Origin of the sequence: Bacillus sp. FSL K6-0923 (assembly GCF_038630825.1) — a bacterium.
In the GTDB taxonomy this organism is placed as follows: domain Bacteria; phylum Bacillota; class Bacilli; order Bacillales; family Bacillaceae; genus Bacillus; species Bacillus pumilus.
Genome location: NZ_CP152044.1, coordinates 514,269 through 528,287 on the forward strand (window position 1 = coordinate 514,269; position 14,019 = coordinate 528,287).

General features: G+C 41.5%; 16 protein-coding genes. 13 read left to right on the forward strand and 3 right to left on the reverse strand.

The features are described from left to right. Nucleotides 1-75 precede the first annotated feature (75 nt). A complete protein-coding gene (fbpB, locus tag MHI16_RS02465) occupies nt 76-225 on the reverse strand; it encodes a Fur-regulated basic protein FbpB (protein WP_003214266.1) in 150 nt (49 codons plus the stop codon). 346 nt (nt 226-571) lie between these two features. Then, complete coding sequence (locus MHI16_RS02470) at nt 572-892, reverse strand: thioredoxin family protein (protein WP_034663973.1); 321 nt, start codon at nt 890-892, stop codon at nt 572-574. Between the two features lie 184 nt (nt 893-1,076). On the opposite strand from MHI16_RS02470, the gene MHI16_RS02475 reads away from it, so the two are divergent. The 7 genes from MHI16_RS02475 (at nt 1,077) to MHI16_RS02505 (ending at nt 8,528) form a co-directional block, all read left to right on the forward strand. Continuing rightward, a complete protein-coding gene (locus MHI16_RS02475; RefSeq protein WP_058015384.1) occupies nt 1,077-2,159 on the forward strand; it encodes a D-alanine--D-alanine ligase in 1,083 nt (360 codons plus the stop codon). A gap of 80 nt (nt 2,160-2,239) precedes the next feature. Then, on the forward strand, nt 2,240-3,604 hold the full coding sequence (gene murF / locus MHI16_RS02480) for a UDP-N-acetylmuramoyl-tripeptide--D-alanyl-D-alanine ligase (protein WP_058015385.1): 1,365 nt from the start codon (nt 2,240-2,242) through the stop codon (nt 3,602-3,604). Nucleotides 3,605-3,631: 27 nt separating this feature from the next. After that, the gene (locus MHI16_RS02485) at nt 3,632-4,324 is read left to right on the forward strand and encodes an alpha/beta fold hydrolase (protein WP_058015386.1); all 693 of its coding nucleotides are present in this window, start codon (nt 3,632-3,634) and stop codon (nt 4,322-4,324) included. 127 nt (nt 4,325-4,451) lie between these two features. Continuing rightward, on the forward strand, nt 4,452-4,790 hold the full coding sequence (locus MHI16_RS02490; RefSeq protein ID WP_058015387.1) for a hypothetical protein: 339 nt from the start codon (nt 4,452-4,454) through the stop codon (nt 4,788-4,790). A gap of 165 nt (nt 4,791-4,955) precedes the next feature. Beyond that, the gene (locus tag MHI16_RS02495; RefSeq protein WP_058015388.1) at nt 4,956-6,449 is read left to right on the forward strand and encodes a DEAD/DEAH box helicase; all 1,494 of its coding nucleotides are present in this window, start codon (nt 4,956-4,958) and stop codon (nt 6,447-6,449) included. Between the two features lie 110 nt (nt 6,450-6,559). Further along, a complete protein-coding gene (locus tag MHI16_RS02500; RefSeq protein WP_003214135.1) occupies nt 6,560-7,039 on the forward strand; it encodes a PH domain-containing protein in 480 nt (159 codons plus the stop codon). After that, on the forward strand, nt 7,029-8,528 hold the full coding sequence (locus MHI16_RS02505; RefSeq protein WP_058015389.1) for a PH domain-containing protein: 1,500 nt from the start codon (nt 7,029-7,031) through the stop codon (nt 8,526-8,528). Before MHI16_RS02500 ends, MHI16_RS02505 begins: the two co-directional genes overlap by 11 nt. A gap of 57 nt (nt 8,529-8,585) precedes the next feature. Here MHI16_RS02505 and MHI16_RS02510 read toward each other — a convergent pair whose 3' ends face one another. Beyond that, nucleotides 8,586-9,191 carry a rhomboid family intramembrane serine protease gene (locus MHI16_RS02510; RefSeq protein ID WP_058015390.1) on the reverse strand — a complete coding sequence of 202 codons (606 nt, stop codon included), beginning with the start codon at nt 9,189-9,191 and terminating at the stop codon, nt 8,586-8,588. A 94-nt stretch (nt 9,192-9,285) separates the two neighbouring features. On the opposite strand from MHI16_RS02510, the gene acpS reads away from it, so the two are divergent. From acpS to MHI16_RS02540, 6 genes are all read left to right on the forward strand, one after another. Further along, entirely contained in the window at nt 9,286-9,651 is a 366-nt protein-coding gene (acpS, locus tag MHI16_RS02515) for a holo-ACP synthase (protein ID WP_058015391.1), read from the forward strand. Between the two features lie 160 nt (nt 9,652-9,811). Next, on the forward strand, nt 9,812-10,828 hold the full coding sequence (locus tag MHI16_RS02520; RefSeq protein WP_144463289.1) for an outer membrane lipoprotein carrier protein LolA: 1,017 nt from the start codon (nt 9,812-9,814) through the stop codon (nt 10,826-10,828). Between the two features lie 135 nt (nt 10,829-10,963). Further along, a complete protein-coding gene (gene alr, locus MHI16_RS02525) occupies nt 10,964-12,145 on the forward strand; it encodes an alanine racemase (protein WP_058015393.1) in 1,182 nt (393 codons plus the stop codon). A 292-nt stretch (nt 12,146-12,437) separates the two neighbouring features. Further along, the gene (locus tag MHI16_RS02530; protein ID WP_012008995.1) at nt 12,438-12,719 is read left to right on the forward strand and encodes a hypothetical protein; all 282 of its coding nucleotides are present in this window, start codon (nt 12,438-12,440) and stop codon (nt 12,717-12,719) included. Between the two features lie 4 nt (nt 12,720-12,723). Continuing rightward, nucleotides 12,724-13,074: a type II toxin-antitoxin system endoribonuclease NdoA gene (gene ndoA, locus MHI16_RS02535; protein WP_003214169.1), complete on the forward strand. Its 351-nt coding sequence runs from the start codon at nt 12,724-12,726 to the stop codon at nt 13,072-13,074. Nucleotides 13,075-13,188: 114 nt separating this feature from the next. Beyond that, on the forward strand, nt 13,189-14,019 hold the full coding sequence (locus MHI16_RS02540) for an RsbT co-antagonist protein RsbRA (protein WP_058015394.1): 831 nt from the start codon (nt 13,189-13,191) through the stop codon (nt 14,017-14,019).

Genomic DNA, 14,019 nt, shown 5'->3' on the forward strand with positions numbered 1-14,019 from the left:
ATAGATTTTATTGGCTTTTTTTGTTGGAAAAGACAAAAGAGAGGAGCAGCCAGCTTTGACTGCTCCCCCCTATGTTTATGATTCGCGTCCAGCAGCTGCAAGCTGCTTCTGATGCTTTTTGTCGATCGTTTCGTATATACTTTCCATCATTTTAGGATCGCGCATGATGGCTTTCTTGTTCTCTTCAATCAATTGCTGATACGTTTTGATTTTCTTCTTAGACATGTGACTCATCGCTCCTTTATAAGAATAGACGTCTATAGGATTCCACATAGATGAAATTGATAATCATTTTCAATTAGCACCTCTATTATACAAAGCGCAATGTCGGAAGTAAAGATTATATTCAGAAAATTCACGTAATCGACAAATTCGATGCCTAGTCGACGCTCATTCTTTCCCAGGAAATAATTCCTGTCATTTCTTGTCGTAAGAGAAGCATCTATATAAAACATTCTTTCGCTCGTTGAAACGTTTTGATTGATCAAATCGTCTTATGAGGAGATTTGATGTAAGGGATGGAGAAAAAAAGACACCAGCAAGTGTTAGCTGATGTCCTTCGTTTCACGATTTAAGAAACGTGCCCTTGAAGAAACTCTGTCACTTCTTCAGGTGATTTTGCGTTTGCGCTGTGTAAATGACCTGTTTTTTCGCCATTTTTGAAAATTAACAGGCTTGGAATACCCATGACCTGATACGTTTCTGCTAATTCAGGGAAATCATCTTTGTTTATTTCAAACCATTCATGGTGAGCATATGCCTCTAAGATGTCTGGAATGAACATGTCCATTCTTGTACAGTCAGGACACCATGTTGCAAAGAATTTAACGATGACTTCTTTGTCAGATTGAATGATTTCATTGAATTGTTCAGTACTTGTGATTTTTTTCAATTTGTCACAACTCCTTTTCAATGTCATTTTAATATAAAATAAAGGCGAATGACATACAAATGCTCGGGAGGCGCTTACAACTTTACAAATCATTTCAATTCCCTAACAACAAAAAATTAATTAGAGCATTTTTGCTTGAAAGTGATAAGATAGTAAAGATGAATTTTAGTGGGGGGAGTATCCATTGAAAATAAGTTTAGGATTGATTTACGGCGGAAAGTCAGCCGAACATAATGTATCACTGCAAACAGCCCTTGCAGTTACAAAAGCACTTAACACTGAGAAGTTCGATATACATCCAATTTATATTACAGAAGAGGGCGAATGGCTAAGAGGAGAAAAACTCACTGAACCAGTATCAAACGTCAGAATGCTTCAATTTGAACAGAATGCTAAGGCGTTTTTACCAACTTCTTTAAATGAGAGCATGTTTCCACAGCCTGCATCCGCTGATGAGAAGATTGATGTTGTCTTCCCATTATTGCACGGGCCAAATGGTGAAGATGGAACGATGCAAGGATTACTTGAACTGCTAAATATCCCATATGTCGGCAACGGCGTTCTTGCTTCTGCCGCGGGTATGGATAAAGTCATGATGAAAGATGTTTTTGCTCAAGCAGGACTTGCACAAGCGAAGCACCTTTCCTTTAATAAAAAAGACTATGAGAAAGCCACACCAGACAGCTTAGAACAGGTAGAACAAGTACTTGGCTATCCATGCTTTGTGAAACCTGCCAACATGGGATCAAGTGTTGGAATAAGCAAATGCCGCAGCAAAGAAGAGCTGCAAACCGCATTCGACTTAGCTTTCCAATATGATCGTCGTGTGGTCGTAGAAGAAGGCGTCGTAGGAAGAGAAATCGAGATTGGTGTATTAGGAAATGACGAGCCGAAATGCTCTGTCGTTGGTGAAATTGCACCTAAAACAGATTTTTATGACTACAAAGCAAAATATGAAGATGGCGATACAGATTTGATCATTCCTGCAAGTGTGTCAGAGGATGAATACAAGACGATTCATGATATGGCGATTAAGGCATTTAAATCCCTAGATGGTTCGGGTCTTGTACGTGCAGACTTCTTCCTCACAGAAAAAGGTGAAGTGTTGATCAATGAAGTGAATACAATGCCTGGATTCACACCATTCAGTATGTTCCCGCTGCTTTGGAAGCACACTGGTGTAGAGTATCCAGAGCTCATTGAAAAGCTAGTGTCACTTGCAATTGAACGCCATCAAGAAAAACAAACCATTAAAACGACTTTTTAATGTGAGCAACAAGCAGACACTATCCTTAGGTAGTGTCTCTTTTCCTTCAAACTTGAATTGAGAAAGAGAGGCGAAAAATCATGATCAAACGTACAGTGAAACAAATCGCCCAAATGGCTGGTGGGACACTATCTAATCAAGCTTTTGGCGAAGAGCAAATTCACGGAGTGACAACAGATACACGAAAAGTATCAAAAGGTGCATTGTTTATCCCCCTAATTGGAGAACATTTTAACGGTCACACATTTGCTTCTAAAGCAGTGGAGCTTGGAGCCGCAGCTGTTTTTTGGAATCAAAAACAAACCAATCCACCTGAAGGCGTACCTGTCATTCTTGTCGATGATACTCTGGCAGCACTTCAGCAATTGGCAAAATCGTATTTAAAAGAAGAAAACCCTCGTGTTGTCGGTATTACAGGAAGTAACGGGAAAACGACAACGAAAGATATGATTCATTCCGTCTTACAAACAACGTATCAAGTTCATAAAACAGACGGTAACTTTAATAATCATATCGGTCTTCCGCTCACCATTCTTGCGATGCCAGAAGGTACAGAGATAGCTGTATTAGAGATGGGCATGAGCGCAACAGGAGAGATCGAGTTCTTGTCAAACCTAGCTGAGCCTGATGCAGCAGTCATCACCAATATCGGAGAATCTCATATGCAAGATTTAGGATCAAGAGAAGCCATTGCTGATGCAAAATATGAGATCACAAAAGGGCTTAAAAAGGATGGCACCTTTTATTATTTAGGTGATGAACCCTTGATCCGCGAGAGAGCGACTGTACTTTCGCAGCAAGTGAAAACCTTTGGAGAAGCAGAGGACTGTGATATCAAGGTAACGCATATCAACCAGCTTGCAGAAGGAACTGAATTTCAGGTCGAAGGGTATGCCCAGGGGTTTCTCATTCCTGTATTAGGGAAACATAATGTGAAGAATGCCCTTGCTGCCATTGCCATAGGTCAGCATTTCGGACTGAATGAAAGACAAATTGCCCAAGGACTCATGCAAACAAAATTAACAGGAATGCGTCTTGAACTGTTTAAAACAGAAAAAGGAATCACTGTTATCAATGATGCATATAATGCAAGCCCTACTTCCATGAAAGCTGCCATTGATCTTGTAGGAGATATGGACGGCTTCGCAAATCGCATTCTTGTCCTTGGAGACATGCTAGAGATGGGTAGCGAAGAAGAAACGTATCATTATGAACTAGGCCGCTACATCAAGCCTGAATTTATCGATCATGTGATGACGTATGGCCGCCTAGGTGCATTCATCGCTGAAGGAGCAAAGAAATCATTCGGTGATGCGCGTGTGTTCTCATTTATGGACAAAGAGGAACTGAAGAAAAAACTTGCTGACGTAGCAGGTCCTGACGATGTTGTTCTCGTCAAAGCCTCACGCGGCATGAGATTAGAAGAAATCATTACTGCACTATAAAAAGAGAGCGGCAAAGAAGGTGACAGAATGATTGGCTGTCTCTGTATACATGGATTTACTGGCGCCCCCTATGAAGTGGAACCGCTAGCGCAATATTTAAAGCAGAAGACAGATTGGAACGTTCAGTCTGTCACGCTTCCGGGGCATGGAGATGAACTTCAGCTAAAAGGTATTCTCTATCAAGAATGGATTGCGACAGCTGAATTAGAACTTCTTTCTCTTTACCGAACATGTGATACCATTTTTTTGATCGGGTTTTCTATGGGAGGAATGATTGCTGCTTATCTTGCAGCGAAGTATCCAGTTGCTCGTCTCGTCCTTTTAAGTGCTGCGGCGAAATATGTGAATCCAAAACAAATGATTCAAGACACAAGGCAGATGGTGAAAGAATCATTGTCTGGGCTAATTGATACGAACCCTTTGTATGATAGATACCGTCATAAGCTAACGAGCACACCGCTGTCAGCCGCTGTTGAATTTATGAAGCTGGTGAAGCAAACGAAGAGCTCTCTTGAGAAACTTCACCTCCCTGTGTTAATTGTTCAAGGGGAAAGCGATGGGATTGTGCCAGCTTCTAGTGCACAATTTATTGATCATAAAATCCCGTCCCGTCAGAAAGAAATGTTTTATTTACCTGATTGTAAACATCATGTTTGTCACGAGCCATGTGCACAGCAATTGTTTGAAAAAGTAGAGGAATTTCTTAAAAAAACAATTTAATCTATAGAAAAGCGAAAATGTGGCTAAACTAATATAAATTGAATCCCACTTGTTAAAAATTACATCATTTTTGTCGAATGAGTGACAAGCCTATGGTACAATAGGAAAGAAAAGGTGGTTGATTCGGTTGTTTCAATATGACGGAAAAACCTTTGTCCCGCAGTCTAATTCGAGTAACGGAGAAGTATCGGTAGGCACCGTATTTCAATATCGTCAGGACGGGAATATATTAACGGGCACGTATCAAGGCGGCAGTATTGTATCTGGTGTACTTGTAGGAACTGTAAATGAGGATGGAACACTTCATTTTAGGTACCACCATGTCAGCAAAGACGGCAGCATGAGAAGCGGGTCTTGCAATTCTACACCTAATCAGTTGGATAACGGAAAAATTCAACTGTTCGAAAAGTGGAAATGGATGGATGGCGATCAAAGTGATGGTGAATCTGTCATTGTGGAACAGTAGATATATCCATTTCTGTCTTGTTGAAAAACAAATAGTGTAATGGTAAGATATAAGGTAGGGTAATTCGGGCTTTGTATATAATGGACCTGTCCTTTCAGAAAAGGGCAGTTTTTAATGATCATTCACGAGATTACTGAAACAGCAATTAGAAGGAGTTTGAATAATTTGACTATAACGTTTCAAGATTTTCAATTAAGCGAAAGTCTCATGAAAGCTATTAACCGCATGGGATTTGAAGAAGCAACACCGATTCAAGCGGAAACAATTCCTCTCGGTCTTCAGAATAAAGATGTCATTGGACAAGCACAAACAGGAACAGGAAAAACTGCAGCGTTTGGTATTCCTCTTGTAGAAAAAATTGACCCAGCGTCTCCAAATATCCAAGCGATTATCATTGCGCCAACAAGAGAATTAGCGATTCAAGTATCTGAAGAGCTATACAAAATTGGCCAAGACAAGCGTGCGCGCGTACTTCCGATTTACGGTGGACAAGATATCGGTCGTCAAATCCGTTCGCTCAAGAAAAATCCTCATATCATCGTAGGGACTCCAGGACGTTTACTCGATCACATTAACCGTCGTACAATGCGTCTTCAAAATGTTGAAACTGTTGTGCTTGATGAAGCAGACGAAATGCTAAACATGGGTTTCATCGAAGACATTGAATCGATCCTTTCAAATGTACCAAGTGAACACCAAACACTTTTATTCTCTGCGACAATGCCTGCACCAATTAAGCGCATTGCAGAACGTTTCATGACAAACCCAGAACACGTAAAAGTAAAAGCAAAAGAAATGACTGTCTCTAACATCCAACAGTTCTACTTGGATATCCACGAGCGTAAGAAATTTGACACATTGACTCGTCTTCTTGACATTCAATCACCTGAGCTTTCAATTGTCTTCGGCCGTACAAAACGCCGCGTTGACGAATTGACTGAAGCACTTAACCTTAGAGGTTATACAGCTGAAGGAATTCATGGTGACTTGACTCAAGCGAAACGTATGGTTGCGCTTCGTAAATTCAAAGAAGGTTCAATCGATGTGCTTGTAGCAACAGACGTTGCAGCACGTGGACTTGATATCTCAGGCGTAACACACGTGTATAACTTTGACGTACCACAAGATCCAGAAAGCTACGTACACCGTATTGGACGTACTGGACGTGCTGGACGTACAGGTATGGCGGTGACATTCATCACACCGCGTGAAAAAGATATGCTTCGTGCGATTGAGCAAACGACTAAACGTAAAATGGAACGTATGAAAGAACCAACTCTAGATGAAGCAATTGAAGGTCAACAGCAAGTAACTATTGATCGTCTGCGCACCATCATCAGTGAAAACAACTTAAACTTCTACATGACAGCTGCTGCTGAATTGCTAGAAGATCATGATTCTGTCACAGTGGTTGCGGCTGCCATCAAAATGATGACAAAAGAACCGGATGCAACGCCTGTTCGTTTGACAGATGAAGCACCAATGGTTTCAAAACGCAATCGTAACAACCGCAGCTCTTCTAAACGTAGAGAGAGTGGCGGCGGAGGCGGCGGCTATCGCGGGAAAAGCCGTTCATCTTACGGTGATAAAAAGCGTTCTTCAAATGACCGCAATCGTTCTTCTAGCGATCGCCGTCAAAAGAAATCTTATAACAACTAATTCAAAAGCGAATCCTTTGCAGGGTTCGCTTTTTTTAACAGGTTTACTGAAACTTTTTAGGCTTTCTTTCGTAATATATTGATAGAAAAGTAAGAGAATGGGGGAAGAATGTGAGAAAACAGCCGCAACGTCAAATTAGTTTAAATGGTTTAAAGGTATGGCGTCTTCAAAATGGAATTATCTCATTGATTTTCTTACTCATCATCATTGGGGTATTTGTTGCTAGTTATTATCTTCAATGGCCATATTGGATTGGCGCCATCCTCGCCGGTTTATGGGTCTTACAGGTCATTTTTGGCATTTGGCTTATACCGAAAATCCGTCATCGCATCTGGCGCTACGAAGTATTCGAAAATGAAATTGAAATTCAGCATGGGCTCATTCGTGTCACACGTGTGATTGTACCGATGGTGCGTGTCCAGCATGTCGATACATCACAAGGGCCGCTTTTAAGGCGCTACCGTTTGGCATCTGTTCAAATATCGACTGCTGCCACAGTTCATGATATACCGGCGCTAGAATTAGAAGAAGCAGATGAGCTTCGTGATTACATATCTCGTTTAGCAAGGGTGACGGAAGATGATGTCTGAACCAAAACGTGTACATCCAATCTCGATGTTCATTGATTTTATCTCAGATGCCGTATCCATGATCAAAAACTTCATTATCCCTTTTTTCGTGCTTATTTTTGTGAACTCGAATTCGAGCATTCGTTTTTATGCATTTATCATTCTTGGTGTGCTTCTTTTATGGAAAGCTGTTTTAACTGTTTTAGCATGGAGGCGCTTCACCTACCGAATGGAAGATGATGAATTTCGCGTGGAATCGGGCGTCATCACAAAAAAGAAAAAATATATTTCGTTAGAACGAATTCAAACGGTGAATACAAGTGAAGGTATCTTCCAGCGGATTTTTGGTTTGGTGAGGGTTCAAATCGAAACAGCTGGAGGAACAGACGGTCCAGAAGTGAGTCTGACGGCGATTACAAAAGCAGAAGCGGAACAATTAAAGCAATCGATTTTCAATCGGAAGAAAAGCTTGCAGCAAGAAGAAATGGTGGATGAAAATGGAGCTGTCCCGCATGATCCTCTGACAGCGCAGCAACCTGTAGAAAAAGAAATCAATGTTTCCTACCGGATGGGTATACCAGAGCTGCTTTTGGCTGCGACCACTTCAAGCGGGATCGGAGTCATTATTTCTGGGTGTCTCGCCATTTACACACAAATAGATGAAATTCTTCCTTTGGACGGATTCGTCAAGCGGTTTTCTTTTTTAAGTCATGCGAGTATTGAGATTTATGCGATTCTCATATTTATTGCCGTATTGATTGCGTGGATTCTTAGTGTTGGGGTAACAGCCCTTCAATATGCGAATTTTAACGCAAAACGAAAAGGGAAAGACATCATCATCACAAGAGGGCTCATCGAAAGGCATCAAATGACCATTCCGCTTGCGAGAATTCAAGCAGTGAAAATCAAAGAAAATATTCTTCGTGAACCCTTTGGCTTTGCAACGGTGATGCTTGTGAGTGCAGGAGGTTCTATTACAGAAAAAGAAACCTCTTCCGTCTTATTTCCACTGATTCGGAAGAAAAAAATCAACGAACTGCTCTCTCAATTCACAGATGATTATCATTTGGAGCCAGAATCTGAACTGAAAAAGGTGCCAAAGCGTTCACTCAAGCGCTACCTGATCTCTTTCGGCTTTGTGCCATTACTTGTCGGCGTAATCCTATCTGTCCGTTTTCCGCCATGGGGGTATTTGGCCCTCATTCCGCTTCCGATTGCTTTGGTTTTTGGTTATTTAGCTTATAAACAATCAGGCTATACGATCAAAGATCCATTGATTCAACTGACATCAAGAGGCATTGGCAAAACCACTGGCATTGTCTTGAGAAAACGAATGCAAAACTATACGATGACGCAATCTTTCTTCCAAAAGAAAGGCCGGGTGGCGAGTATTCACACCTTTGTGAAATCCTCTGCGCTGCTTGATTCGTTTGGTGTGCATCACCTTGAGGAAGAAGATGCAGCACGTGTAATGGATTGGTATTCGTATGAAAAAAATAAATCAACTTAAACACAAAAATGTCGATCCGCTTCCTGTTCATTGGAGTGATCGACATTTTTTATGAGGTTAATAGTGTCTTTTTTTTGAATGGAAAAATAGCGTAAGAGGTGCTAGGAGCATGCCGCCGATCAATCCAAATAAGTGAGCCATGATATTGATGTTTGAGTTGACGAACGTCATGATGACAGAGACTGCAAGAATCGTTAAGATTACCTGAGAATTGCCGCGGTCCATCATATGCGGTTTAAATAGAACAAGGTATAAATAAACGCCAAACAAACCGAAGATCGCACCAGAAGCGCCGACATGTACATACTCTAAAGGCTCGACCCAATAGGTTCCGAGATTACCAATGAACCCTGCACCAAGATAGATGATCAGAAATCGAACCTTCCCAAGCAAATGCTCAAGCGCTGGAGCGAATAAGAACAATGACATTGAATTGAACAAAATATGGGTCAGACTTCCGTGAAGGAAAACAGGTGTGACGAGTCGCCACCATTCTCCAGCAGCTACACCATAATTGAAACCGACGAGATGGTCGTGACCAAGCTGTATAAGAGGGATAGGAAGCGCAAATATAAGCCATAGACCAAATTGCAAAGCAAGGATCGTTGTGACGATTGGATACGATCTAATAAATTGTTGAAAGCTCTCCGTTCGAATAAACATAACAAACCCCTTTTGACTAGATAATGGTAAGTTTATAGTAACACGTTTATGAAGAGAACATCCAAATTAGTACGAGTATCATAGGAGGTACCTCATGATCAAAGGAATAGGCATTGATATAGTAGAAATTAACCGGCTCGCGCGCGTGCTTAGTAGACAGCCCCGTTTGCCAGAACGAATTTTAACGTTAAGTGAACAAGACATCTTTCACGCACTTAGTGAAAAGAGGCAGCTGGAATTTTTGGCGGGACGTTTTGCAGTAAAGGAAGCTTTCGCTAAAGCATACGGAACGGGAATCGGCTCGTATTTAAGCTTTCATGACATGGAAATCCAGAAAGACGAACATGGAAAACCCTTCATCAAAAGCGAAAAGACGAATGGTGATCAGGTTCATGTGTCGATCACTCACACGAAAGAATATGCGGCTGCACAAGTTTTAATTGAAAGGTTGTCAAGCTAGTCTGCATATTGTTTGTCCCCTCTTCATATATTGGGTAGTGCGATAAGGAAGGGCGAGTTGCTAACAGGCTTTGATGGTTCGCGGTACGCAGTTAACTCTTGAGGCGTACTGTTAAAGTCAAACAAGCGGTTTCTTCCTTTTAACACAATTAACGAAGGGGTTGAAAAGGGTGAGAAAAAGCTTTGTTTTGCTTGTAACGGGAATCCTTTTTGTACTGATTCTCTCCGCATGCGGTCAAAAATCTCAGAAGGATATCGTTGGAGATTTAAACAAAAAGGCAGAGGAAATGACATCATACAAAGCCAAAGCAAAAATGACCATTGAGACAGGAAATGACCCGCAGGAGTATCAGGTAGAAATTTGGTACAAGAAGCCGGAACTTTACCGTGTCTATTTAGAAAATCCGAAAAAGGATCAGAGTCAAGTCATTTTAAGAAATGGCAATGGTGTGTTTGTGCTGACACCTTCATTGAACAAGAGCTTCCGTTTCCACAGTGATTGGCCAAATAATAGCAGTCAGGTCTACTTATTTGAGTCACTCGTGAAGGATATTAAGAATGACAGTGCCGCTCAGTTCAAAGCGAAAGATTCAAAGTATGTGTTCGAAACCAAAACCAATTATCAGCACAACCAAATGCTGCCTACCCAAGAGATTATCTTTCATAAAAAAACAATGGCGCCTGCCAGTGTGAAAGTGCTGGATAGCGACAAAAAGCCAATGGTGAAAGTGGAATTCTCTCACTTTGAATTCAATAAATCCTTCGACAAAGATGCATTTGATGAGAAGAAAAACATGACACTCTCTCAAATGGATGTTGCCACAAGTGCAGACCCATCTGACAGCTTTGCGGTGAAAACACCAGTTGACATGCCAGAGGGTGTGAAAAAGATGGAAGAGAAAGAAATGATGACAGATGCCGGGAAGCGTTATGTGATGACGTATGGCGGAAAGAAATCCTTCACACTCATTCAGGAAAAAGCGAGAGTCGCTGAAGCATCTACGCCTGTGACAATGAACGGCGAGCCAGTCGACCTTGGCATGACAGTTGGGGTTCTCACAGATCAATCCCTTTCATGGACATCTGACGGAGTGGACTACTTGATTTCTTCAAGTGATCTATCGAAGGAAGAGCTCTTGATGGTTGCAAAGAGTGTAGAAGGCCAGTCAGCTAAATAAATACCTCAGGCGAGAGCCTTAGAAATGAAACATCAGCTCTATACAAGGGCTGATTTTCTTTGATTTGTTTCACTTTATTCCTGATTTTTAGTATCATATGAGGGGATTGAATCATTCAATAGGGAAGTGTGACGGATGGACACAAATGCCTTTTATAGAGACACATGGGCAGAAATTAATTTATCAGCAATCAAGCATAATGTTTCACATATGAAAGATCATATCGGTCAAAGTGTTCAACTAATGGCTGTGGTGAAAGCCAATGCATATGGACATGGAGATATAGAAGTGGCAAGAGCTGCTCTCAAAGCAGGAGCAGACGTATTAGCCGTCGCCTTTTTAGATGAGGCCGTTTCTTTAAGAAATAAAGGCATCAAAGCACCAATACTGGTACTCGGCGCTGTACCGCCGGAATATGTCAAAGTCGCCGTTCGATACAATGTCATCATGACTGCATACTCCATCGATTGGCTGAGAGATGTCACCAACATGATGAAAGGGCAGATGGGACAGCCTATACGATTTCATTTGAAAATAGACAGCGGAATGAACAGATTAGGTGTGAAAACGATTGAGCAAGTGAACGAAGTGAAAAAGCTTGTCAGCGAGCACTCTTATTTACAGCTGGAAGGCGTATTTACTCACTTTGCGACAGCAGATGAAAAGGATGAGGCCTACTTTGATCGGCAGGTCGACACCTTTCAAACACTGCTTGAGCCGCTTCATACGGACAAGCTGCTCGTTCATTGCGCCAACAGTGCAGCAGGTCTAAGGTTTAAAGACGTCTTGTTTAATATGGTTCGCTTCGGCATCAGTATGTACGGGCTGTCGCCGTCAGAAGAAATCAAGGATGAACTGCCTTTCAAGCTAGAAGAAGCTATGTCTCTTCATACAAAACTTGCCCATGTGAAGCACATTCAAAAGGGTGAGAGTGTCAGCTACGGGGCAACGTATACAGCCAATCAAGATACGTGGATCGGCACGGTTCCAGTTGGCTATGCAGATGGATGGATCCGGAAGCTGGCAGGAACGGAAGTACTTGTTGGCGGAAAGCGCCGGAAGATCGCCGGAAGGGTTTGTATGGATCAATTCATGGTTGAACTGAAAGACAAGCTTCCAGTAGGGGAGCCGGTCGTTTTAATTGGTAAGCAAGGAGAAGACATGATACCAGTCGATGAAATCGCCAAAAGGCTTGAAACCATTAACTATGAAGTCACGTGCTCGATTGGCCACCGTGTTCCAAGAGTATATATAGAAGACGGCAAAAGAGTGCATGTACGGAACCCGCTCCTCCAAGGCGGGCCAAGTTTTTTATAAACACATTCAAAAGAACGATAGTCAAACTGACTTCGTTCTTTTTTATTCGACAAAAGTAGGGTAAACATTCTCCCTTTTTTAGAGATTTTGGAAATACCGTATGATTTTCGGAAAAAGGCGTATAATGGGAAGGAGGAACTCCATTATCATCTTGATTTACGGGTGGCGAGCCGCTTCATGTTCTAATAAGAAATCATGAAAAAACAGCTTTGCTTGTGCATTGAATAATGGTATGATTAGTCTTGGAATGGATCGATACGGTATCCGTAAGTTTTGTGGAGGTGTATGTTTTTTGTCTGAATCCAGCGCAACAAACGAAATGAAGATTCGACTGCCGGAGACTTTAATGTCTGAGATCGAACGAGTAGCAGAGCAGGATAAGGTAACAAGAAATGAATTGATCTACCGAGCGACAAAAACGTATATTCGTGAACGTAATATTCGACAAAATCGTGAATCGATGAGACGCGGCTACATGGAGATGGCGAAAATTAATCTGAATATCTCTTCAGAAGCACAATACGCAGAGTTTGAGGCTGAGAATACAGTTGAGCGATTAGTCAGCGGGGGTTAAACATTTGATTGTTAAACGCGGTGATGTTTACTTTGCTGATTTATCTCCTGTTGTTGGCTCCGAGCAGGGCGGGGTTCGCCCGGTATTGGTGATTCAAAATGACATTGGAAATCGCTTCAGCCCGACTGCTATCGTTGCAGCCATAACAGCCCAAATACAAAAAGCGAAATTACCGACTCACGTCGAAATTAATGCAAAGCGGTACGGCTTTGAACGAGATTCTGTCATTCTTTTGGAACAAATTCGTACAATCGATAAACAAAGATTGACAGATAAAATCACACATCTTGATGATGAGATGATGGAGAAGGTTGATGAAGCCTTACAAGTTAGTTTGGCTCTTATTGATTTTTAATATGGTGAGACTTGGTTGCTCTATTGGGAGCAACTTTTTTTGTGTTCAATTTTTATTAACGTTATAATGAAGAAAGACTAAAGAATTGCTTTAAATGTAAGTAGGGGGTAAAACATGTCGAATCATATCGTGTTAGCTTTTGCAAGAAAGCATCAAAAGGAATTAGAAAAAGAGTGGACGGACATTTTAAAACGACTCGGAGAAAAAGAAACGGACATGATGCTGAACGACAAAATGTATGAAACCATCTGTTCGGAGTATGTTCAACTCATCATTACATCTCTTTCAGAGGGGGATCATGAGGAGTTTGAAGAAAAAGTGCAAACTCTTGCTTTAAAAATTGTTCAAATGGGTATATCACTTAAGTTACTGGCAAACGGCCTAACGGAAATCCGTACACATTTATATGAAAAAATGAACGATGACAAAGATACAACACAAGAAAGTCATGACCTCATTTGGCAAATCGATCGATTCATCACACCCATCCATAACGAGATCTTAAACCAGTACTCCATCTCATGGGAAAAAACCGTCAGCCTTCAAAAAATTGCGCTGCAGGAACTTTCTGCCCCGCTCATCCCTGTATTTGAGCACATCACCGTCATGCCGCTCGTTGGAACAATTGATACAGATCGTGCGAAAAAAATTATGGAGAACCTGCTTAATGGTGTCGTCAAACATCGCTCACAGGTCGTCCTGATTGATATCACGGGTGTACCTGTCGTAGACACAATGGTGGCACACCATATTATTCAAGCGTCAGAGGCTGTGAGATTAGTAGGAGCGAAGTGTTTACTTGTCGGTATTCGCCCAGAAATAGCCCAAACGATCGTTAACCTTGGAATTGATTTATCTCAGGTTACAACAAAGAATACCCTTCAAAAAGGAATTCAAACTGCTTTGGAAATGACAAATCGAAAAATTGTTTCATTGGAGGGATAA